Annotated in this window: 18 protein-coding genes; all 18 read left to right on the top strand. The window is 69.1% G+C overall.

Annotated features, from left to right (window positions below; genetic code table 11):
• The first annotated feature begins 207 nt into the window (after window positions 1-207).
• The 18 genes from ACIQPT_RS33805 to ACIQPT_RS33720 all read left to right on the top strand — a co-directional run bounded on the left by ACIQPT_RS33805 (window position 208) and on the right by ACIQPT_RS33720 (window position 23,527).
• Window positions 208-2,634, top strand: a complete 2,427-nt coding sequence (locus tag ACIQPT_RS33805; RefSeq protein WP_401161629.1) for an ABC transporter family substrate-binding protein — start codon at window positions 208-210, stop codon at window positions 2,632-2,634.
• A 541-nt stretch (window positions 2,635-3,175) separates the two neighbouring features.
• Window positions 3,176-5,050, top strand: a complete 1,875-nt coding sequence (typA, locus tag ACIQPT_RS33800; RefSeq protein WP_401161628.1) for a translational GTPase TypA — start codon at window positions 3,176-3,178, stop codon at window positions 5,048-5,050.
• A 547-nt stretch (window positions 5,051-5,597) separates the two neighbouring features.
• Window positions 5,598-7,217 (top strand): ABC transporter substrate-binding protein, encoded by a 1,620-nt coding sequence (locus tag ACIQPT_RS33795; protein WP_401161626.1) that lies wholly within the window; start codon window positions 5,598-5,600, stop codon window positions 7,215-7,217.
• Window positions 7,218-7,345: 128 nt separating this feature from the next.
• The gene (locus tag ACIQPT_RS33790; protein WP_401161624.1) at window positions 7,346-8,275 is read left to right on the top strand and encodes an ABC transporter permease; all 930 of its coding nucleotides are present in this window, start codon (window positions 7,346-7,348) and stop codon (window positions 8,273-8,275) included.
• Entirely contained in the window at window positions 8,268-9,221 is a 954-nt protein-coding gene (locus tag ACIQPT_RS33785; RefSeq protein ID WP_401161622.1) for an ABC transporter permease, read from the top strand. The genes ACIQPT_RS33790 and ACIQPT_RS33785 overlap by 8 nt, the downstream gene beginning before the upstream one ends.
• Window positions 9,222-9,232: 11 nt before the next feature.
• Window positions 9,233-10,291 (top strand): ABC transporter ATP-binding protein, encoded by a 1,059-nt coding sequence (locus tag ACIQPT_RS33780; protein ID WP_401161621.1) that lies wholly within the window; start codon window positions 9,233-9,235, stop codon window positions 10,289-10,291.
• On the top strand, window positions 10,284-11,426 hold the full coding sequence (locus tag ACIQPT_RS33775) for an ABC transporter ATP-binding protein (protein ID WP_401161620.1): 1,143 nt from the start codon (window positions 10,284-10,286) through the stop codon (window positions 11,424-11,426). The genes ACIQPT_RS33780 and ACIQPT_RS33775 overlap by 8 nt, the downstream gene beginning before the upstream one ends.
• Before the next feature lie 163 nt (window positions 11,427-11,589).
• Window positions 11,590-13,221, top strand: a complete 1,632-nt coding sequence (locus tag ACIQPT_RS33770; protein ID WP_401161618.1) for an ABC transporter substrate-binding protein — start codon at window positions 11,590-11,592, stop codon at window positions 13,219-13,221.
• A 121-nt stretch (window positions 13,222-13,342) separates the two neighbouring features.
• On the top strand, window positions 13,343-14,266 hold the full coding sequence (locus tag ACIQPT_RS33765; protein WP_401161617.1) for an ABC transporter permease: 924 nt from the start codon (window positions 13,343-13,345) through the stop codon (window positions 14,264-14,266).
• On the top strand, window positions 14,259-15,236 hold the full coding sequence (locus ACIQPT_RS33760; protein ID WP_401161615.1) for an ABC transporter permease: 978 nt from the start codon (window positions 14,259-14,261) through the stop codon (window positions 15,234-15,236). The genes ACIQPT_RS33765 and ACIQPT_RS33760 overlap by 8 nt, the downstream gene beginning before the upstream one ends.
• Before the next feature lie 13 nt (window positions 15,237-15,249).
• Entirely contained in the window at window positions 15,250-16,227 is a 978-nt protein-coding gene (locus ACIQPT_RS33755; RefSeq protein ID WP_401161613.1) for an ABC transporter ATP-binding protein, read from the top strand.
• On the top strand, window positions 16,217-17,359 hold the full coding sequence (locus ACIQPT_RS33750) for an ABC transporter ATP-binding protein (RefSeq protein ID WP_401161611.1): 1,143 nt from the start codon (window positions 16,217-16,219) through the stop codon (window positions 17,357-17,359). The genes ACIQPT_RS33755 and ACIQPT_RS33750 overlap by 11 nt, the downstream gene beginning before the upstream one ends.
• A 156-nt stretch (window positions 17,360-17,515) precedes the next feature.
• Window positions 17,516-17,881 carry a response regulator transcription factor gene (locus ACIQPT_RS33745; protein ID WP_401161609.1) on the top strand — a complete coding sequence of 122 codons (366 nt, stop codon included), beginning with the start codon at window positions 17,516-17,518 and terminating at the stop codon, window positions 17,879-17,881.
• 270 nt (window positions 17,882-18,151) lie between these two features.
• The gene (locus tag ACIQPT_RS33740) at window positions 18,152-18,652 is read left to right on the top strand and encodes a hypothetical protein (RefSeq protein WP_401161607.1); all 501 of its coding nucleotides are present in this window, start codon (window positions 18,152-18,154) and stop codon (window positions 18,650-18,652) included.
• Between the two features lie 142 nt (window positions 18,653-18,794).
• Entirely contained in the window at window positions 18,795-20,486 is a 1,692-nt protein-coding gene (locus ACIQPT_RS33735; RefSeq protein WP_401161606.1) for a hypothetical protein, read from the top strand.
• Window positions 20,487-20,509: 23 nt separating this feature from the next.
• Window positions 20,510-21,172: an ABC transporter ATP-binding protein gene (locus ACIQPT_RS33730; RefSeq protein WP_401161722.1), complete on the top strand. Its 663-nt coding sequence runs from the start codon at window positions 20,510-20,512 to the stop codon at window positions 21,170-21,172.
• A complete protein-coding gene (locus ACIQPT_RS33725) occupies window positions 21,169-22,386 on the top strand; it encodes an FtsX-like permease family protein (RefSeq protein WP_401161605.1) in 1,218 nt (405 codons plus the stop codon). Before ACIQPT_RS33730 ends, ACIQPT_RS33725 begins: the two co-directional genes overlap by 4 nt.
• Window positions 22,387-22,393: 7 nt before the next feature.
• The gene (locus ACIQPT_RS33720; RefSeq protein WP_401161604.1) at window positions 22,394-23,527 is read left to right on the top strand and encodes a hypothetical protein; all 1,134 of its coding nucleotides are present in this window, start codon (window positions 22,394-22,396) and stop codon (window positions 23,525-23,527) included.
• Window positions 23,528-23,555: the final 28 nt, after the last annotated feature.

Below are 23,555 nucleotides of genomic sequence, written 5' to 3'. Positions count from 1 at the left end.
GTGTCACGCGAGCCGCGTCGGAGGGAAACGTTCCTCCGGCCGGGTGAGCTTGCGGCCCCCGCCCGTCGTGTCTGCGCCCCCTCGCGCGAGGGGGCGTTTTCAGTGGGCGGAAGGAATCAGTGTGATCAACTGCAAATGCCACCACATACGCACTATCCGGTCCATTCCGGTACGGGGTGGTCCGGGCCGGCCCCGGAGGTATCAGCCATGTCCCACGTCGGCGTCCCGCGCGGGACGGTTCGAAAGCGCCGATCGCTCGCGCTCCTCACGACGGGGGTGCTCACGATCCCGGTGCTGGCGGGCTGCAGCTCCGGCAGCGAGGAGACCTCCCGGGGCGTGCCCCAGGACATCGCGCCCGCCGCCCGAGAGACGGTGACCGACGGTTCGACGGTGAACTGGGCGGTCGACGCGCTGCCCGCCACCTTCAACGCCTTCCAGGCGGACGCGGACAGCGCCACCACCCGGATCACCGGAGCCCTGCTCCCGACCCTCTTCCCGATGGACAAGTCCGGGCAGCCGAAGCTCAATCCGGACTACCTGGAGTCCGCGAAGGTCATCGAGCGCGAGCCGAAGCAGGTCGTGCTCTACAAGCTCAACCAGCAGGCGGTGTGGAGCGACGGGCGGGAGATCGGAGCCCCCGACTTCGTCGCCCAGTGGCGGGCGCTCAGCGGCAAGGACTCCGCGTTCTGGACCGCCCGCAACTCCGGTTACGAGCGGATCGAGAAGATCGAGCGCGGCGCGGACGACCTCCAGGTGCGGGTCACGTTCTCCAAGCCGTACGCGGACTGGCGCTCGCTGTTCTCGCCGCTCTACCCGAAGGAGATCACCGGCTCGCCGGACGCCTTCAACGACGGCGCGCGCACCACCCTGAAGAACACCGCCGGGCCCTTCGTCCTGCGCGGTGTCAGCAAGTCCAAGGGCACGGTCACGCTGGCCCGCAACCCGCGCTGGTGGGGCGACAAGGCCAAGCTGGACACCCTCGTCTTCCGGGCGGTCGCCGCGAAGGACCGTACCCAGGCCCTCGCCGACGGCACGGTGGACGTCGCCGACATCGACGCGCCCACCGCCGACCGCATCACCCTCGCCCACCGTGACCGGGGCAACAACGGCCAGCCGCTCGCCCACGGTCCGGGCTCCGGGACCACGCCCGCCGAGGCGCTGCGCTCCTGGGCCCTGGCGCACGGCTCCGACGAGGAGGCCGCGGAGATCGCGCAGGCCGCCCGGGAGAAGAACCGCAAGGCCGTCATCGCGTACACCGCGGAACAGAAGGCCCTGCGCGACTTCGCCGTCCGCAAGTCCCTGGAGCCCGCCTACACCCAGCTCGCGCTGAACGGCGAGTCCGGCCCGCTCGCCGACGACCGGGTCCGCCGGGCGGTGGCCCGCGCCCTGGACCGCCAGGAGCTGGCCCAGGCGGTGCTGGGGCCGCTGGGCCTCCCGGCGAAGCCGCTCGGCAGCCACCTCGCCCTCGCGGGGCAGCCCGGCTACAAGGACGGCAGCGGGGCGCTCGGCGACCAGAACACCAAGGAAGCCCAGGCCCTGCTGGCGGACGCCGGGTGGACCCGGGGCGGCGCGGCCCAGCCGCCCAAGGACACCAAGGCGGGCAGCGAGGCGGAGAAGAAGGGCGACAAGAGCGAGAAGGGCGAGAAGAGCGGCAAGGAAGACGCCGACGCGGAGAAGAAGACCTCCGAGGACGCGAAGAAGGACGAGGACAAGGACGCGAAGACCGAGAAGGCGGAGAAGGACGAGAAGGACGAGAAGGACGAGAAGGCCGACAAGGCCTCCGGGGACAGCGCCGCCTCCCGCGACGAGGGCCTCTACATCGTCGGCGAGGACAACAAGCCCGGCGCCCAGGCCCCCGCCCACGCCTCCGCGAGCGGCGCCTCGGGCCTCCACGTCCTCGCTCCCGGCCGGACCGCCGCCGCCCAGAGCGCCGCCCTGCTCCGCCAGGCCGGCACCCTCGGTGAGGACGGCGCCGTCGCCGCCCAGGACAAGCAGCCCGGGGGAGCCGCCGGAGCGTACGCCCCCGTCGGCACCGCCGCCCCCGCGCCCGCCGCGGCCAAGGGGCAGCTCGGCAAGGACGGCAAGGCGCTGACCCTGCGCTTCGTGCTCCCCTCCGGGCCCGGCTCCCAGTCGCTGCGCAGCGTCGGCGACAAGATCGCGGTGATGCTGGAGAAGATCGGCATCGGCACGGAGATCACCAAGGTCCCCGACGAGAGCTACTTCAAGGACCACATCGCCTCCGGCGAGTACGACCTGGCGCTCTACTCCTGGCCCGCCACCGCCTACCCGGCCACCGACGGGCGTCCGATCTACGCCAAGCCGGAGCCCGCCACCGACGGATCGCTCCTCGTGGAGCAGAATTACACCCGGGTCGGCACCGACCACATCGACCAGCTCTTCGACCAGGCCGCCGCCGAGCTGGACGAGAAGGCCGCACGGGAGCTGATGAAGCAGGCGGACGCCCGGATCTGGGCCGCGGCCGGATCGATTCCGCTCTTCCAGCGCCCGCAGCTCGTCGCGGTCGACAAGAAGCTCGCGAACGTCGGGGCGTTCGGTTTCGCGGCCCCCCGGTATCAGGACATCGGGTTCAAGAACCGGCAAGCGGCAGGTTCCCCCGCAGACCGCAAGAAGTAGCGAGCAAGTATCACCGACTCCCGTCGCCAAGCTCAGATGCACCTCAAAACCCTTGCCCGCCGGTTCCCCCGGCGGGCAGTGTGGTTTCTGCCCTGACCCGGGCCGTTCCATCGCTTCACCGCTCCTCACCCCCCCCACAAGCTCCACCACAGCTCCGCCCGCATTTCGGCCATGCAGATGGCCCGGCTGCACCCAAGGGCCCGCCTGCGTGCCAGGCCGGGCTCGCGGGCCCCGGCACGCGCATCTGCGGCGTTGTCGTCGGTCGGCATGGCTCCGCCATGGCTCCCTCCTCCGCCTTGCAGCTGCACGCGCCGGACCCCGCTCACTGACCCGGCCTGGCACGCAGGCGGGCCCTTGACACCGGCTGAATATCGCCTGAATCACACGGGAAGACCGCCTCTGCGGATCGGCCCGGGAAGCCCGGCGGGCCCAAGGCCCGTACGATGGGACGAGCCGTGGCGTGCCGCCCGGCGGGCGTACGAGGACTCGAAGACCGACTGAGACGCCTGATCCCACGATCCGAGAGAAGCGCAAGCCACCCATGCCCACGCGCCACGACATCCGTAACGTAGCCATCGTCGCCCACGTCGACCACGGCAAGACCACGCTGGTCGACGCCATGCTCAAGCAGGCCGGTGCGTTCGCCGCCCACGCCGCCGAGCACCTCGACGACCGCATGATGGACTCGAACGACCTGGAGCGTGAGAAGGGCATCACGATCCTCGCCAAGAACACGGCGGTGAAGTATCACCCCAAGGACGGCGGGGACCCGATCACGATCAACATCATCGACACCCCCGGCCACGCCGACTTCGGTGGCGAGGTCGAGCGCGGCCTGTCGATGGTGGACGCGGTCGTGCTGCTCGTCGACGCCTCCGAGGGCCCGCTGCCCCAGACCCGCTTCGTGCTGCGCAAGGCGCTGTCCGCGAAGATGCCGGTCATCCTGTGCATCAACAAGACGGACCGCCCCGACTCCCGGATCGCCGAGGTCGTCGACGAGACGTACGACCTGTTCCTGGACCTGGACGCGGACGAGGACCAGATCGAGTTCCCGATCGTCTACGCCTGTGCCCGTGACGGCGTCGCCTCGCTGACCAAGCCAGAGGACGGCACCGTCCCGGCGGACAGCGACAACCTGGAGCCGTTCTTCAACACGATCCTGTCGCACGTCCCGGCCCCGGAGTTCGACGCGGACGCGCCGCTCCAGGCCCACGTCACCAACCTGGACGCCGACAACTTCCTCGGCCGTATCGCGCTCTGCCGCGTCGAGCAGGGCGAGCTGCGCAAGGGCCAGACCGTCACCTGGATCAAGCGTGACGGCACCCTGTCCAACGTCCGCATCACCGAGCTGATGATGACCGAGGCGCTCACCCGCAAGCCCGCCGAGGTGGCGGGCCCGGGCGACATCTGCGCCGTCGCCGGTTTCCCGGACATCATGATCGGCGAGACCCTGGCCGACCCCGAGAACCCGATCGCGCTCCCGCTGATCACGGTCGACGAGCCGGCCATCTCGATGACCATCGGCACCAACACCTCGCCGCTCGTCGGCAAGGGCGGCAAGGGCCACAAGGTCACCGCCCGCCAGGTGAAGGACCGCCTGGACCGCGAGCTGATCGGTAACGTCTCGCTCCGCGTCCTGGACACCGAGCGTCCCGACGCCTGGGAGGTCCAGGGCCGTGGTGAGCTCGCGCTCGCCATCCTGGTCGAGCAGATGCGCCGCGAGGGCTTCGAGCTGACCGTCGGCAAGCCCGAGGTCGTCACCAAGCAGATCGACGGCAAGACGCACGAGCCGATCGAGCGCATGACGATCGACTCGCCGGAGGAGCACCTCGGCGCCATCACGCAGCTCATGGCGACCCGCAAGGGCCGTATGGAGACCATGACGAACCACGGTTCGGGCTGGGTCCGCATGGAGTGGATCGTGCCGTCCCGCGGCCTCATCGGCTTCCGTACGGAGTTCCTGACCCAGACCCGCGGCACCGGCATCGCGCACTCGATCTTCGAGGGCCACGAGCCGTGGTTCGGCGAGCTGCGCACCCGTCACAACGGCTCGCTGGTGGCCGACCGTTCGGGCTCCGTCACGCCGTTCGCGATGGTCAACCTCCAGGAGCGCGGTGTCATCTTCACCGAGGCCGGCACCGAGGTCTACGAGGGCATGATCGTCGGCGAGAACTCCCGCGCCGACGACATGGACGTGAACATCACCAAGGAGAAGAAGCTCACCAACATGCGTGCGGCCTCCGCGGACACCACGGAGAACGTGGTCCCGGCCCGCAAGCTGTCGCTCGAGCAGTCCCTGGAGTTCTGCCGCGAGGACGAGTGCATCGAGGTGACCCCGGAGACCGTGCGTATCCGCAAGGTCGTCCTGGACGCCAAGCAGCGCGGCCGCACGGCCTCGCGCGCCAAGCACGGCTGACCAAGCACCAGCACGGCACGCAGGACCGCCCGGACGCCCCTCAGGGGGTGTCCGGGCGGTCCCGTGTGCGGCCCCGGGATCCCCGGAGCCGCACCCTCCGTATGCGGAGACCCGCGCGCCCTCGGAGACTCGTCCGGACGGTCCGTCAGCACAGGCATTGACAGAAGGCCCGGCCCACCACGGACACTGTGGTGGGCCGGGCCTTCGTCAATCGCTTTTTCTGACCGTGGTGTCCGGATATCGGGGGTCGCTCTCCGGAACATGTGTTAACAGTCCGTTTCGGGCGTGTCTGTCTGGGATCGCTTTGTCCGGATTTCGGGCAGGCAGAGGGTGCTGATGTTGTCAAACCGAGACCCTTTAAGTGTGGTTTACAGCCCGGCCGTACTCAATAGTTGGCTCCATTGAGCTCGGGTCAATGGGTCACGCACTGTGGGGAGTGCCGACTCACGAGCACACTCGGGGCACTGAACGATCACCGTCAGGGGTGTCGGTGAATCTCTCCAGTGCCCTTCTTGTAGTCAAAAGTGGACTCATGAGGAGGAAACCCATGCGCGGTGCCAAGAGCGCCAAGTGGGTCGCGGGAGCGGCAATCATCGCCCTGGCCGCGACTGCCTGTGGTGGTAGCGACAGTGGTGACGAAGGCAAGAAGAACACGTCGGGCCAGCCCGCCGGGTACGTCTCGATCGACGTCGGCGAGCCCCAGAAGCCTCTGATGCCGGCCGACACGAACGAGAGCAACGGCTCCTACGTCATCCAGTCGCTGTTCACCCAGCTGCTGGACTTCGACGACAAGGGCGAGATCGTTCTCACGAACGCCGAGTCCGTCGAGACCGAGGACTCCAAGACGTGGACCGTCAAGCTCAAGGCCGGCTGGAAGTTCCACAACGGTGAGGCCGTGACCGCGCAGTCGTACATCGACGCGTGGAACTGGTACGCCAACGTCGAGAACAAGCAGCAGAACGCGTTCTGGTTCTCCGACATCAAGGGCTACGAGGACGTCCACCCCGAGAAGGGTGCGCCCAAGGGCAAGGAGATGTCCGGCCTGAAGGCCGTGGACGACACCACGTTCACGATCGAGCTGGCGGAGAAGGTTCCGTACTTCAACTACAAGCTCGGCTACGCGACGTTCGCGCCGCTGCCCAAGGTCTTCTACGACGACCCGAAGGCGTTCGGCCAGAAGCCGGTCGGCAACGGCCCGTACACGTTCGAGAAGTGGACCCACAAGAAGCTCATCCAGGTCAAGGCCTGGGACGAGTACCAGGGCCCGAACAAGGCTGCCAACAAGGGCATCCAGTTCAAGAACTACTCGACCGTCGAGGCGGCCTACGCGGACGTCATCTCCGGCAACCTGGACATGATCCGTCAGGTCGGCCCGCGTGACCTCCCGAAGTACAAGACGGACCTCGGTGACGGCGCGATCGACCAGCCGTACGCCGCGATCCAGACGCTGGTCCCGGCGTTCTACTCGAAGTCGTTCAAGGACATCGACCCCAAGGTCCTCCAGGGTCTGTCCATGGCGGTCGACCGTGACACCATCACGAAGACCGTCCTGAACGGCACGCGCATCCCGGCGACGAGCTTCACGCCCCCGCAGGTCAAGGGCAACCAGACGCTCGACTCGGACATCCTGAAGTTCAACCCGGCCAAGGCCAAGGAGCTCATCAAGGAGGGCGGCGGTGTTCCGGAGAACAAGATCTCGATCCAGTACAACGCCGACGGTGGGCACAAGGAGTGGGTGACCGCGGTCTGCGAGTCCATCCGCAACTCCACCGGGGTCGAGTGCGTGGGCGACGCCAAGCCGGACTTCCCGACCGACCTCGAAGCGCGTGACAACGACGAGGTCAAGGGCTTCTACCGCGGTGGCTGGGTGGCCGACTACCCCGTCAACGTGAACTTCCTCAAGGAGCTCTACCACTCCAAGGCGGAGTCGAACAACGGTCGTTTCAACGACAAGGAGATCGACGAGCTGATGGCGAAGGGCGACAAGGCCGACTCGCTCGAGGAGTCGGTCGCCGCCTACCAGGAGGTCGAGAAGGCCCTGGTGGAGAAGATGCCCGCCATCCCGCTCTGGTACTACGCCATCAACGGCGGCCACGGCAAGAACGTCGACAACGTCAAGGTCGACTTCCACGGTGACCTCGAACTGACCGGCGTCACCACCAAGTAACGCCTGCGGGTCATTCCCCAACTGGCCGTCATCCGCCCGTGCTGCCCCTCAGCACGGTCGGAGGCGCGGGGGTCGTCTCTGCGAAGAGGCGGCCCCCGCGCCGCAGTTATCCCCACACGGAGGCACCCATGGGGCGCTATGTCGCACGACGACTGCTCCAGATGATCCCGGTCTTCATCGGGTCGACCCTGCTGGTCTTCCTGATGATGTACGCACTGCCCGGCGACCCCGTCAGAGCACTTGCCGGTGAACAGCACGTAGACGCTGCGCAGATCGCGTCGATGAAGGCGAGTCTGGGTCTGGACCAGCCGATCTGGCAGCAGTACTTGAACTACCTGGGCAATCTGTTCCAGGGCGACCTCGGCAATCAGATCGGAACGCAACGTCCGGTCGCCGAAGTCATCGCCGAGGCCTACCCGATCACCGTCAGACTGGCGATCTTCGCCTTCGTCTTCACGGTCGTTGCCGGGATCTCGCTCGGCATCATCGCGGGCCTGAAGGCTGAGTCCCTTCGGGACCGCGGTCTGCTCGGTCTGACGCTGGTGCTGATCTCCATGCCGTCCTTCGTGCTGGGCTTCCTCGTCCAGTACTTCTTCGCGTTCCAGATGGGCATCGCCAAGCCGAACGTGAGCCTCGAACCGACCAACAGCGAGTTGATCATGCCGGCCCTTGTGCTGGCGTCGCTGTCCCTCGCCTACGTGGCCCGGCTCACCCGTACCTCGGTCGCCGAGAACCTGCGCGCCGACTACATGCGTACGGCTGTGGCCAAGGGCTTGCCTCGACGCCGGGTCATCGGCGTCCACCTGATGCGCAACTCGCTCATCCCGGTCGTCACGTTCCTCGGCACCGACATCGGGGCCCTGATGGGCGGCGCGATCGTGACCGAGGGCATCTTCAACATCAAGGGCGTCGGGTCGCTCGTCTTCGAGGCTCTCAAGAAGCGTGAGGGCGCCACTGTCGTCGGCGTCGTGACACTGCTCGTCGTCGTCTATCTCGTCGCCAGCCTGCTCGTCGACCTGCTCTACGCGGTCCTGGACCCGAGGATCCGGTATGCCTGACACCACCGCACTCAAGAGCACCGACGCTCCGGCCGCGGCCGTCGACGCGCCGCCCGCGACGGACGCCGGGCCCGCGCCCGGCAAGCCGCGCAGCCTCTGGTCGGACGCCTGGCACGACCTGCGCCGCAATCCGCTCTTCGTCATCTCGATGGTGCTGATCCTGCTGCTCGTCGTCATGGCGATCTTCCCGGGTCTGTTCACCAGCGCCTCGCCGCGGGATGCCAACCTGGCCGAGCACTACCTCCAGCACCCGAACTGGGGGCACTTCTTCGCCCCCGACTGGCTCGGGTACGACGGTCAGGGACGTTCCATCTACGCGCGTGTCGTCCACGGGGCCCGTGCCTCCATCACGGTCGGCGTCGTCGTGACCATCGCGGTCACCATCACCGGACTGGCGATCGGCATGATCGCCGGCTACTTCGGCGGCTGGATCGACACGATCCTGTCCCGTGTCACCGACGTCTTCTTCGGTGTTCCCTTCATCGTCGGCGCCATGGTCATCCTGACCAGCTTCGAACAGCGCTCGGTGTGGGTCGTGATCCTTTCCCTGGCCTTCCTCGGCTGGACCTCGATCGCGCGTGTCGCCCGTGGCTCGGTCATTACGATCAAGCAGGCCGACTACGTGGTCGCCGCCAAGGCCCTCGGCGCCTCCACCACCCGGATCCTGACGCGGCACATCCTGCCGAACGCCATCGCTCCGGTGATCGTGGTCGCCACCATCGCGCTCGGCGGTTACATCGCAGCCGAGGCCACCCTGTCGTTCCTCGGCATCGGCCTCGCCGAGCCGACGGTCTCCTGGGGCATCGATGTGTCCGCCGCTTCGGCCCAGTTGCGTAATGCTCCGTACGTCCTGATCATCCCCTCGGTGATGGTCTCGATCACGGTGCTGTCCTTCCTGATGTTCGGCGATGCGGTCCGCAACGCCCTCGACCCCAAGATGCGCTGAGGGAGGCGTTCGTGACCACCATCGACAAGACGGCTCACGTCCCCGCACCGCGGGAGTCCGTGAGTGGCGAAGGCCCACTGCTCGACGTCCGTGACCTGCACGTGGAGTTCCACACCCGCGACGGTGTGGCCAAGGCGGTCAACGGTGTGAACTACACCGTCAGCGCCGGCGAGACGCTCGCGGTGCTCGGCGAGTCCGGTTCCGGCAAGTCCGTGACCGCGCAGACCATCATGGGCATCCTCGACATGCCGCCCGGGAAGATCACGCAGGGCGAGATCCTCTTCCGCGGCCAGGACATGCTGAAGATGTCCAACGAGGAGCGCCGGAAGATCCGCGGCCGCAAGATCGCGATGATCTTCCAGGACGCGCTGTCCTCGCTGAACCCGGTCCTCTCCGTCGGCTACCAGCTCGGCGAGATGTTCCGGGTGCACCAGGGCCTGTCCAAGAGGGCGGCCAGGGCCAAGTCCATCGAGCTGATGGACCAGGTCAAGATCCCGGCGGCGGCGGCCCGTATCTCGGACTTCCCGCACCAGTTCTCCGGCGGGATGCGCCAGCGCATCATGATCGCCATGGCGCTGGCCCTGGAGCCGGACCTGATCATCGCGGACGAGCCGACCACCGCGCTCGACGTGACGGTGCAGGCCCAGGTCATGGACCTGCTGGCCGAGCTCCAGCGCGAGTACAACATGGGTCTGATCCTGATCACCCACGACCTCGGCGTCGTCGCCGACGTCGCGGACAAGATCGCCGTGATGTACGCGGGCCGGATCGTGGAGACGGCCCCGGTCGGCGAGCTGTACAGCCGCCCGGCCCACCCGTACACCAAGGGTCTGCTGGACTCGATCCCGCGCCTGGACCAGAAGGGCCAGGAGCTCTACGCGATCAAGGGCCTGCCGCCCAACCTCACGCGTATCCCCGCGGGCTGTGCCTTCAGCCCGCGCTGCCCCAAGGCACAGGACATCTGCCGCACGGACGTCCCGCCGCTCGCCCCGGTGACCGAGCAGGACGGCCTCGAGCTGGTCGGCCGCGGCAGCGCGTGCCACTTCTGGAAGGAGACGATCCATGGCTGAGCTCAAGAAGGAGCCCGTGGACGCCACCCCGAACGTCTCCGACGTGGAGACCGTGGACGCCGCGACCGAGGCGGAGGCCGTAGCCGCCATCGACGCGCCCGTCAGCCAGGGTGAGCCCATCCTCCAGGTGCGGAACCTCGTCAAGCACTTCCCCCTGACGCAGGGCATCCTCTTCAAGAAGCAGATCGGCGCGGTCAAGGCCGTCGACGGGATCTCCTTCGACCTGTACGCCGGTGAGACCCTGGGCATCGTCGGGGAGTCCGGCTGTGGCAAGTCCACGGTCGCCCGGCTTCTGATGACGCTGGAGCGGGCCACCGCCGGCGAGGTCTTCTACAAGGGCCAGGACATCACCAAGCTGTCCGGCCGCGCGCTGAAGGCCGTGCGCCGCAACATCCAGATGGTGTTCCAGGACCCGTACACCTCGCTGAACCCGCGGATGACGGTCGGCGACATCATCGGGGAGACGTACGAGATCCACCCCGAGGTGGCCCCGAAGGGCGACCGGCGCCGCCGGGTCCAGGACCTCCTGGACGTCGTCGGGCTGAACCCGGAGTACATCAACCGGTATCCGCACCAGTTCTCCGGCGGTCAGCGTCAGCGCATCGGCATCGCCCGCGGCCTCGCGCTCAACCCGGAGATCATCATCTGCGACGAGCCGGTCTCCGCGCTCGACGTGTCGGTGCAGGCGCAGGTCATCAACCTGATGGAGAAGCTCCAGGACGAGTTCAACCTGTCCTACCTCTTCATCGCGCACGACCTGTCCATCGTCCGGCACATCTCCGACCGGGTCGGCGTGATGTACCTCGGCAAGATGGCCGAGATCGGTACGGACACGCAGATCTACGACCACCCGACGCACCCCTACACCCAGGCGCTGCTCTCGGCGGTCCCGGTCCCCGACCCGGCGGCCCGTGAGGGACGCGACCGGATCATCCTGACCGGTGACGTTCCGTCACCGGCGAACCCGCCGTCGGGCTGCCGCTTCCGCACCCGGTGCTGGAAGGCGGAGGAGCGCTGCGCGACGGAGGAGCCCCTGCTGGCGATCCCCGAGCGCTTCGTCGCGGGGACCACTCCGGCCTCGCACGAGTCGGCGTGCCACTTCGCCGAGGAGCGGGACGTCGTGCACGCGGCGTAACCGTTACCCGTTCTCGAACGGCGGATGCCCGGTCCCCCGAGGGGGCCGGGCATCCGCCGTTCAGGAACCGCCCCCGCCCGTACGGGGTAAGCCCGCATGCGATGCATGGCGTTATGAGGTGATATGAGGCATTGAGCTACTCGATGACTCTAGGAGGCACTTCATGCGCGGAGCCACACAGGTCAGGTGGGCCGCATGTGCGGTGGCCGTCGCCCTGACAGCGACGGCCTGCGGCGGCGGCGATGACGACAGCGGCGGCAGCGGCTCCGACGGCATCGTCAGCTCCTCCTGGGGAGACCCGCAGAACCCCCTGGAACCCGCCAACACCAACGAGGTCCAGGGCGGCAAGGTCCTCGACATGGTCTTCCGCGGACTGATCCGCTACGACCCGAAGACCGGCGAGGCCCAGAACATGGTCGCCGAGTCCATCGACACGACGGACTCCCAGAACTTCACGATCAAGCTGAAGGACGGCTGGACGTTCTCCAACGGCGAGAAGGTCACCGCCAAGTCCTTCGTCGACGCCTGGAACTACGGCGCCGCGCTGAAGAACAACCAGAAGAACGCCTACTTCTTCCAGTACATCGAGGGCTACGAAAAGGTCCACCCGGAGTCCGGAACCGCCTCCGCCCAGGCCCTGTCCGGCCTGAAGGTCGTCGACGACCTGACCTTCACCGCCAAGCTCACCCAGAAGTTCTCCCTGTGGCCCGACACCCTCGGCTACTCCGCCTTCGTCCCGCTGCCCAAGGCGTTCTACGACGACCACGACGCCTGGCTCTCCAAGCCCGTCGGGAACGGCCCGTACACCATCGAGTCGTACGACAAGGGCTCCTCGATGAACCTGCGCAAGTGGGACGACTACCCGGGCGACGACAAGGCGAAGAACGGCGGCGTCGACCTGAAGGTCTTCACCGACAACAACACCGCCTACACCGACCTGACGTCGGGCAACCTCGACCTCGTCGACGACGTTCCGGCCTCCCAGCTCCGTAACGTCGAGGCGGACCTCGGCGACCGGTACATCAACACCCCCGCCGGCATCATCCAGACCCTGGCCTTCCCCTTCTTCGACGAGAAGTGGGACACCGACGACGCCCGCAAGGTCCGCCAGGGCCTGTCGATGGCGATCAACCGGCCGCAGATCACCGACCAGATCTTCCAGAAGACCCGCACCCCCGCCTCCGACTGGACCTCCCCGGTCCTCGGCGAGGAGGGCGGCTTCAAGGAAGGGCTCTGCGGCAAGGAGTGCACGTACGACAAGGCCGCGGCCAAGAAGCTGATCGACGAGGGCGGCGGCATCCCCGGCGGCCAGCTGAAGATCTCGTACAACGCGGACACCGGCTCCCACAAGGAATGGGTCGACGCCGTCTGCAACAGCATCAACAACGTCATGGGCAACAACAAGGCCTGCGTCGGCGGCCCCGTCGGCACCTTCGCCGACTTCCGCGCCCAGGTCTCCACGCAGAAGCTCACCAGCGCCTGGCGTGCGGGCTGGCAGATGGACTACCCGCTGATCCAGAACTTCCTCCAGCCGCTCTACTACACCAACGCCCCGTCCAACGACGGCAAGTGGAGCAACGAGGAGTTCGACGACCTGGTCGACAAGGCCAACGCCGAGAGCGACAAGGCGAAGGCCGTCACCACCTTCCAGGACGCGGAGAAGATCCTCGTCACGGAGATGCCGGTCATCCCGCTCTGGTACCAGAACGGCAGCGCCGGCTACTCGGACCGGGTCGACAACGTCGCGCTGAACCCGTTCAGCGTCCCGGTCTACGAAGAGATCACCGTCAAGTGACGCGCTGAGCGACGCGGACGGCCGGGACGCCCGAAACGCCGGCGCCCCGGCCGTCCGCGCACCCCGTTCCGCCCGCGCACCCCCTGCCCGGTACTGCTCGCCCCGACCCCCGGAGCCCCACATGGGACGTTATGTGATCCGGCGGCTGCTGCAGATGATCCCCGTCTTCTTCGGCACCACGCTGTTGATCTTCCTCATGGTGAACGTGATGGGCGACCCCATCGCGGGCCTCTGCGGCGACCGCCAGTGCGACCCGGCCACCGCCGCCCAGCTGCGAGCCGAGTTCGGCCTCGACAAGCCGGTCTGGCAGCAATACCTCACGTACATGGGCAACGTGTTCACCGGCGACTTCGGCACCGCGTTCAACGGGCAGAAGGTCACCGAGCTGATGGCCACGGCCTTCCCCATCACCATCCGGCTCACCATCGTCGCGGTCGTCTTCGAGGTCGTCATCGGCATCAGCCTCGGCGTCGTCACCGGCCTGCGGCGCGGCCGCCCCGTCGACACCACCGTCCTCATCCTGACGCTGGTCGTCATCGCCGTCCCGACCTTCGTCACCGGTCTGCTGCTCCAGCTCCTCCTGGGCGTCAAGTGGGGCATCATCAAGCCCTCGGTCTCCCCGGACCCCGCCTTCGACGAACTGCTCGTCCCCGGACTGGTCCTCGCCTCGGTCTCGCTCGCCTACGTCACCCGGCTCACCCGGACCTCGATCGCCGAGAACGCCCGCGCCGACTACGTACGCACCGCCGTCGCCAAGGGCCTGCCCCGCCGCCGCGTCGTCGTACGGCACCTGCTGCGCAACTCGCTGATCCCCGTCGTCACCTTCATCGGCACCGACGTGGGAGCCCTGATGGGCGGGGCCATCGTCACCGAGCGGATCTTCAACATCCACGGGGTCGGCTTCCAGCTCTACCAGGGGATCCTGCGCCAGAACTCGCAGACCGTCGTCGGGTTCGTCACGATCCTCGTCCTCGTCTTCCTGGCCGCCAACCTGATCGTCGACCTCCTGTACGCCGTACTCGACCCGAGGATCCGCTATGCCTGAGCCGCAGTCATCGGACGGAGCGATCTCCCCGGCGGGAGCCGGCGGCGCGATGGACCTCGCCCTGGAGGAAGGCGCCAGCCTGGAGAAGAACCCGGGCGGCCCCGACGGCACCGGACCGGCCGGCAAACCCCGCAGCCTCTGGTCGGACGCCTGGCGCGACCTGCGGCGCAACCCGGTCTTCATCATCTCCGCGCTGGTCATCCTCTTCCTGGTGATCATCTCGATCTGGCCCTCGCTCATCGCGAGCGGCGACCCCCTCCAGGCCGACCTGGACGACGCCCAGAAGGGCTCCGAGCCCGGCCATCCCTTCGGCTTCGACCCGCAGGGCCGCGACGTCTACACCCGGGTCGTGTACGGCACCCGCACCTCGGTGACCGTCGGCATCTGCTCCACCCTCGGCGTCGCGATCCTCGGCAGCGTCCTCGGCGGACTCGCCGGATTCTTCGGCGGCTGGTGGGACTCGATCCTCTCCCGCCTCACCGACGTCTTCTTCGGCATCCCCGTCGTCCTCGGCGGCCTGGTCTTCCTCTCCGTCGTCACCAGCTCCACCGTCTGGCCCGTCGTCGGCTTCATCGTCCTGCTCGGCTGGCCCCAGATCGCCCGCATCGCCCGCGGCTCGGTCATCACCGCCAAACAGAACGACTACGTCCAGGCGGCCCGCGCGCTCGGCGCCTCCAACTCCCGCATGATGCTGCGCCACATCACCCCGAACGCCATCGCCCCCGTCATCGTCGTGGCGACCATCGCGCTCGGCACGTACATCTCGCTGGAGGCGACCCTCTCCTACCTCGGGGTCGGCCTGAAGGACCCGGCCGTCTCCTGGGGCATCGACATCTCCGCGGCCTCCAACTACATCCGCAACGCCCCGCACATGCTGCTCTGGCCCGCCGGAGCGCTGGCGATCACCGTGCTCGCGTTCATCATGCTCGGCGACGCGGTGCGCGACGCCCTCGACCCCAAGCTGCGCTGAGGAGCCGGTTGCCATGTTGCTCGAAGTGCGCGATCTGCACGTGGAGTTCCACACCCGCGAAGGCGTCGCCAAGGCCGTCAACGGGGTCAACTACTCGGTGGCCGAGGGCGAGACGCTCGCCGTCCTCGGCGAGTCCGGCTCCGGCAAGTCCGTCACCGCCCAGGCGATCATGGGCATTCTCGACATGCCGCCCGGGAAGATCGCCGGCGGCGAGATCCTCTTCAAGGACCAGGACCTGCTGAAGCTCAAGCCGGAGGAGCGGCGCAAGATCCGCGGCCAGGAGATGGCCATGATCTTCCAGGACGCGCTGTCCTCGCTGAACCCGGTCCTCACCGTCGGCGAGCAGCTCGGCGAGATGTTCGTGGTGCACCGCGGCATGTCCCGCAAGGACGCCAAGGCCCGATCGGTCGAGTTGATGGACCGCGTCCGCATCCCGGCCGCCAAGGAACGGGTCGGCAACTACCCGCACCAGTTCTCCGGCGGGATGCGCCAGCGCATCATGATCGCCATGGCGATGGCCCTGGAACCGTCCCTGATCATCGCCGACGAGCCGACCACCGCCCTCGACGTCACCGTCCAGGCCCAGGTCATGGAACTCCTCGCCGAGCTCCAGCGCGAACTGAACATGGGCCTCATCCTGATCACCCACGACCTCGGCGTGGTCGCCGACGTCGCCGACAAGATCGCCGTGATGTACGCGGGCCGCATCGTCGAGACCGCCCCCGTCCACGAGATCTACCGGGCCCCCGCCCACCCGTACACCAAGGGTCTCCTCCAGTCGATCCCGCGCCTGGACCAGAAGGGCCAGGAGCTCTACGCGATCAAGGGCCTGCCGCCCAACCTCACCCGCATCCCGCCGGGCTGCGCCTTCAACCCCCGCTGCCCGATGGCCCAGGACGTGTGCCGCAGCGATGTCCCGCCGCTCTACGAGGTGGACGAGCAGCGCCGGAGCGCCTGCCACTTCTGGAAGGAGACGCTCGATGCACGCTGACCGCGACGAGAGTGCGGGGACCGGCGGTGGCGCGGCCGGCTCCACCCTGCTGTCCAAGGCCCGCGAGGACGCCGTCACCCCGTACACGGAGGGCGACCCGATCCTCCAGGTCCGCGACCTCGCCAAGCACTACCCGCTGACCCAGGGCATCCTCTTCAAGCGGCAGATCGGCGCGGTCCGGGCCGTCGACGGCGTCGACTTCGACCTGTACGCGGGCGAGACGCTGGGCATCGTGGGGGAGTCGGGCTGCGGCAAGTCGACCGTCGCCAAGATGCTCGTCCACCTGGAACGCCCCACCGCCGGCGCGATCCGCTACAAGGGCGAGGACATCTCCAAGCTGTCCGGCCGGGCCCTGAAGGCGGTGCGCCGCAACATCCAGATGGTGTTCCAGGACCCCTACACCTCGCTGAACCCGCGGATGACGGTCGGCGACATCATCGGGGAGCCGTACGAGATCCACCCCGAGGTCGCCCCCAAGGGCAACCGACGCCAGAAGGTGCAGGACCTGCTGGACGTCGTCGGCCTCAACCCGGAGTACATCAACCGCTATCCGCACCAGTTCTCCGGCGGCCAGCGCCAGCGCATCGGCATCGCCCGCGGCCTCGCCCTCAACCCGGAGATCATCGTCGCCGACGAACCGGTCTCCGCGCTCGACGTCTCCGTACAGGCCCAGGTCGTCAACCTGCTGGACCGGCTCCAGGCCGAGTTCAGCCTCAGCTTCGTCTTCATCGCCCACGACCTCTCGATCGTCCGGCACATCTCCGACCGGGTCGGCGTGATGTACCTCGGCCGGATCGTGGAGATCGGCTCCGACGCGGAGATCTACGACCACCCCACCCACCCGTACACCCAGGCACTGCTCTCCGCCGTCCCCGTACCGGACCCGACCGCCCGCGCCCACCGGGAACGGATCATCCTGCACGGCGACGTCCCCTCACCCGCCAACATCCCCTCCGGCTGCCGGTTCCGCACCCGGTGCTGGAAGGCGCAGGAGCGGTGCGAACTGGAGGTCCCGCTGCTGGCGGTCCCCGCGGAGTTCCGGCACGTCGACACCCCGGCCCGGCACGACTCCGCGTGCCACTTCGCGGAGGAGAAGCGCGTGGTGCCGAAGGAGGACGAGAGCGGGGGCTGAGACCGGGATCGCTCTTGAGTAGGGTGCGAGGGACTCAGGCGTTCCTGAGCTCGACCGGCGGCGCGACCGCCCAGGGGGAACCGCAGCCCTCGCGGCCTTGACCAGGGCCCGCGAAGGCTCTCCCCGGCACGCGCCCGACACGCGAAAACGGGGAACATGAACAACAGCAGGACCACAGCGGACGGACCCGGTTCGACGGCCACGGTGGGAGCGATGGCCACGGTGGGAGCGACGGGCACGGTGGGAACACTGTGTCTCGACGAGAGGCCGCCCGTCCCGGGGGACCCCCTGGCCATCCACGACCTCACCCCGCGCGAGCGGCAGGTTCTCCTGCTGCTGGGGCAGGCGGCGACCAACCGTCGGATCAGCCACAGCCTCGGCATAGCCGAGCGGACGGTGAAGTCCCACCTCACCAGCATCATGGGCAAGTTGGACGTGACGACCAGGACCGAGGCGGCGCTGTTCTCGTACGTCCACCACCGGGTGCTGGTCCACGAGGATTCCGGAGCCGCCGCGAGCTGACGGGCCGCCCGTTCCGTCACCGGCCCCTGCGACCTTCGGGTGATGCCCGTTGGTCGGATGCCCGAAGATCCCATTGCCGGGGCCGGACCGGACTGGAGATGATCTCTTTCCGCGGCCGCATCACGGCCGCGGTCCACCACCTGGCCTCCTGACCCGGGGCCGGTGTGTCCGTTCCCGGCGGGGATCTCCCACGCGTCAGAAGCACCCTGCGGGGTGCGGATTCGGCATGTCCTGCGGGGGGTCCGCGCGGGAAGATACGAGGAGTTCATCATGGCGACCACCTTCGCTTCCCGGCTTTTCAGCGGCGCGGCGGCCACCGCGGCGGCCGGTGCGCTGGTCCTCTCGGCGAGCCCGGCCCACGCCACCAGCTCGTCCCAGAGCTGGAACATCAACGGCGGCTACAAGGCCACCGTCAACGCCTGGCACTGCGGCGTGTACGTCAAGGCCTGTGACTGGAAGACGTCGACGAAGCTCTACAAGGGCAAGTCGAGCGCGAAGGCCACCTGGATCCAGTCCCGGGCCATCGTCAAGTCGCACGGTGTCGGCGCCTCGCTGGAGATCTCGAAGAGCCCGAGCATCAAGATCTACTCGAAGACCAAGGACAAGGCCGAGTACCGCTGGAAGAACACCAACACCTGGATCTCGGACGCCTCCGGCCAGGTCAAGCCGGGCTGGAGCGCCACCCACATCTCCACCAAGAGCTGTGGCGCGCTGAAGATCGGCAAGAACATCAACTTCAAGGAGAAGTGCGTCACCGCCGGGGCCTTCTGACCTCTCTCCCCGCCTTCCCGTGAAGGCACGAGTCACGCCCGGGACGTGTCACCCGTGCGCCCCCGCCCTGGAATTCGCCTGGTGCGGGGGCGCACGCGTCCGGTGCGCCGTCCGCCGGAAAGAGCCGAGTCAGGTCACCGTCATGAAGAAAGCCACTGTCAGGGCCGCCGTCGCCGCCCTCGCCTGCGCGGTGCTGGCCGCCTCCTGCGCCGCACCGCCGGACGAACCGGCCCCGGGCGCCTCCCGTCCGGCATCCGGAGCGTCGCCGGCAGACCCCTTCGAGACGCTGGTCAGCAAGCAGAACGGACTCTTCTACCACCCGTTCCTGCGCGGCCACGCCACCTCCGCCCAGGACCAGTCGTTCGCCCTGCGCGCCCTGCGTGAGGCAGGCGCCCGGCCGAAGGTGGAGCTGACGGCCGCCGTGCGCGACGAGGTGCGCGCGGACGCGCTCGCGGTATCGGCCGTCTGGGGGCGGTACTGGCTGATCGCGTTCCGGGATGCCGGGGCCCGGGGAGCCCTGACCGGCGCGGACGCGGACGCCGTCGAGCGGCTGCGCACCCCGGGAGGCTGGTACACGGACCCCGCCCTGGGCGACGAGCCCGCTCAGCGGCTGAGCGCCACCTGGGCGGCGCTCGAAGTCCTGGACGCGGTGGGGCGGCTGCGTCCCGACGGGCGGCGGGAGGCGACGGCGCGCTGGCTCACCTCCCTGGCCGGCCCGGACACCGGGCTGGAGGAGGCCGGTGCCATCGCGCGGTCGTTGCGGCTGCTGGGGAAGCCCGTGCCGCGACGGCTGACGGCCCTGAAAGCGCCCCCGACGGCCGACTTCGGCTCCCTGACCCCGGATCAGCGGGCACAGCGGCTGCTCGACACCTACGGCTACGTCACGCTGGCCGAATCGGCGGGCATCGCGGTGGAGGTGGACCGCACCGCGTGGCGGAAGGCCCTCACCGACAACGCCGACGTCCTGGAGTACGACCAGCTCCACTACCTCGCCCGGGTGCTGAGGGCCGGGGGCGAGGACAGCGGCGTCCTGCGGCCCGTCGTACGGCGGCTGGAGCGCAACCGGCTCGCCGACGGCAGGATCGGCGACCCGTCGTCGTACGTCGGGACCGGCGACGCCTCGCTGTTCGTCCAGATGCTCCGCGCGCTCGCCGGGGGCGGGGCACGCGATGTCCGCCTGGCACGGGCGGTGCGCGAGGAGAAGGCCTCCGACGACGCCCCTGACGATCCGGTCAGCCGCATCACGCGTGCCGCACTGCTGCGTTCGGCCGCCGGGGACACCACACCGCAGGACGTGCGTGGCCTGTGCGCGGACGACACGGTGGTGCCGTCCCGGGTGACGCAGGACAACGCGGTGGAGTGGCAGCGCATGGCGCAGCTGTGCGAAGAGGCCGGCGCCGGGACCGGGGCGCCCCGGGTCACGGCCTGGCCGGTACGGACGAGACAGCAGATCAGGGACGCGGCCGCGCTGGTGGACGGCCTGACCCGACTGGGCACGAAGGCGCCCGCCTGGGTGGACACGGCGGCCCTGAGACAGGTGGCGGTGGCCCCGGACGCAGAGACACCGCTGTACGAACAGGCGGTCGCCGCGCACGCGTATCTGCGGGCGGGCGGGAAGGCGGACGCCGCCCTGCTGTCGGCGCTCCGGCAGAAACAGGCGGGACTGCGCGGCTGCCCCGGGCTGCCCGGCCTGTACCGGATCGGCGCCGGCGACGAGAGCTGTGACCTGAAGACCACCTGGGCCGTACGACGGCTGGACAGGCAACTGGACGGAAGACTTCTCCGTCTTCCGGACGGCACACACGCACCATCAGGAAGTGAGAAGCAAGGGTGAGCGCACTACTCGAAACCCGGGGGGTGTCCAAGACGTACCCCTTCCGGGGGCGCGCCGTCGACGTTCTGTCGGACGTCGACTTCTCCGCGCACGCGGGTGAACTGACGGCCATCGTCGGGCACTCGGGGACCGGCAAGTCGACGCTGCTGCACATCCTCGGTCTGCTGACCGAGCCGGACCGGGGCAGCGTCGTGCTCGACGGAACGGACACGACCGGACTGGGGGACGCCCGGCTGGCCGGTCTGCGGCGCGCGAAGATGGGGTTCGTCTTCCAGTCGTACAACCTGCTGCCGCAGCACTCGGCCCTGCGCAATACCCTCATCCCTTCCGTACGGCGTGGGAAAGAGGCCCAGGAACGAGCCCGGGAACTGCTGGAACGGGTCGGCCTGGGCGAGCGGGTGGACCATCTGCCGGCCCAGCTGTCGGGTGGTGAGCAGCAGCGGGTCGCCCTGGCGCGCGCCCTGGTCAACGACCCGCCGGTGATCCTGGCCGACGAGCCCACCGGCAACCTGGACAGCGAGAGCGAACAGCGGCTGCTCGCCCAGCTCCTGGAGCTGGCCCGGGAGGGCCGCGCTGTGGTGGTCGTCACCCACAACCAGGCCGTCTCCGACGCCGCCGACCGTGTCTACCGCATCGCCGAGGGCCGCATGAGCAGCCCGCAGATCCAGAAGGAGGGCACCCGGTGAGCCTGTGGTCTCTCGCCCTGGCCAACGTGTGGTCGCTGCGGCGGCGCCTGGTCGGGCTGATCGTGCTGGTGTCGGCGGCGGTGGCGGTGTGCCTGGGGGCGTTCGCCATCACCGACCGGGCGCAGGCCGTGACGACGAGCGATGTGAAGGAGAGCACCGCCAACCGGTCCATCACCATCGACCCGCCGGGGGAGGGGTCGGGCAACCCGCTCCTGACCGGGCGGTCGGTGAAGGAACTCGGGAGCCTTCCGCGGGTCGAGTCCGTGCAGTACCGGTTGCAGGCGTCGTTCGGACTGGTCACCGGGGAGGGCAACGGCCCGCTGCTGTACGCCACCACCTACCGGCCGGCCCTGCCGCCGCCCGTCGTGGACGCGGTGCGCGAGGACCTCTTCCCGCTGCGCAAGGGCGAAGTGGTGCTGCCCTCGCGCTCGCAGGGCTTCGACCTGGGCAAGTACCTGGGCAAGAAGGTCACCGCGACGACCACCCGGTTCGTCCGTGAGGGCGAGGGAACCGGGGTGGACCAGCCGGTGACGGTGGTCGGGATCTACGACGCGACCTGGCAGCTCGACAACCCGGACGCCGCCTACGCGGACGACGCCACCGTGATCAGGTGGGCGGCGGAGCGCAACGGCCGGCCGGTCAAGGACTTCGTGGACACGGTCGGCTACGACCAGCTCACCGTGGTGGCGCGGCAGGAGTCCGACGTACCGGAGCTGACGCGGCGGATCCAGGACCACCACTACACCGCCACGACGCTCCGTCAGGTCCTCGACACCCTGCCGGGCATTCTGGAGCTGATCCGGGTGGCGGGGCAGGTGCTGCTCGTCGTCCTCGGCGTCCTCGCCTTCGCGGGTACGGTCACCGCCACCGGGGCCCTGGCCCGCCGACGGGCGCAGGAGATCGGCATCCTCAAGGCGGTGGGGTTCCGGACCCGGTTCGTCCTGGGTCTGCTGGTGGCCGAGATGAGCGTGGTGGCGGCCGTGGCCGCAGCCGTGGGCGTGGTCCTCGGCGTGGGCCTGGCGGGCGCGGGCGCGGCGGGGCTGCGGACGGTGTCCGAGCTGAAGCCCTATGTGGAGCAGGCGCTTCCGCTGCCGTCCGCCGGTGTGCTCCTCCCGCTGGTCGCGGCGACGGTGCTCGTCGTCGTCGCCGGATCCCTCGGCCCCGCCCGACGCGCCGCACGCATGTCCCCCACTCAAGCCATGAAGGACTGGTGACCCCGGGATGAGGCCCCGAACGACAGCCCGAACGACGGCCCGAACGGCAGCCCGAACGGCGGCCCGAACGGCGGTCGCACCGATCGCGCGCGCTCCTCGTGCCTCTCGTGTCGCCGCCGTCCTCGTCGCGTCCGGCCTGCTGGCCGCGCTGACGGCCGGATGCTCCACGCCCGGCGAGGACATCACCCTGGGGAAGGACTGGGACGGCGCCCAGTCGTACGTCGTCGTCGACATCGCGGGTACGGAGGCCGTGGCCGGCGTCAACCCGCTCACGCGCACGGCGGAGCCCCTGGCGCTCGTACCCCGCCACGACGACGACGATGACGTGCTCGCCCCCCAGCTCGTCCGGCTCTCCGGCGGGCGGTGGGTGCTGGCCGTGCCCCGCAAGGACGGCAGGCCGGACCGGCTCTACCGGCTGGACGAGGGCTCCCGCAAGCTCGTCGAGCAGGGCGACCACGACGCGCTGCACGCGATCCTGCCCGGCCGCACGCTGGTCGCGGACGCGAAGGGCCTGGACGGCGCCCGGGCGGGCACGGAGGTCCTGGTGAAGGACCCGAAGCGCTGGAACGTCCAGCGCAAGGTCCAGGTCCCCGGCGCGCTCGCGCACGCCTCGGCGGACCCGGCGTCGGACACGGTGTGTCTGGCGACCGGATCGCCCCAGGACCTGACGGTCCACGCCCTGGAGCTGACCGGCGGGAAGCTGACGAGCCGGCGGGCCCCGAGCGGGACGGACGTCCAGGGGCTCGCCTGCTCCGGCGGGAAACCGGTGGCGGCCGGAGTGAAGGCCACGCGGCCGGACGGCGACCAGCCGGCCGACGCGACCTTCACGATCGCCGTGACGGACGCCGGAGCGAGCATCACCGCGGACACCGGACGCATCGAGGACATCCAGGTCCAGGACGGCACCGCGACGGTCGCGGTGGCGGTCGCGGTCGGCGAACGGACCGAGATCGTCGAGGTGGACACCCGCAGCGGCAAGGAACTCCGCCGGACGGGCCTGAAGGGTACGGGCGCCCTGCGGGCGCTGCGCCGTGCGGACGCCGGGTGGCTGGCCTACACGCAGGACGCCGTGTCGGTGGTGGACCCCGGGACCGGCAAGGCGCGGACGTTCGGCCTTCCGGGGGCGTACGTCGCCGGGTGACGGCAAGGAACCTCGACGCGAGCGGGCT

Origin of the sequence: Streptomyces sp. NPDC091289, from assembly GCF_044757365.1 — a bacterium.
Classification (GTDB): domain Bacteria; phylum Actinomycetota; class Actinomycetes; order Streptomycetales; family Streptomycetaceae; genus Streptomyces.
This window is presented reverse-complemented; position numbering and strand designations above follow the sequence as displayed.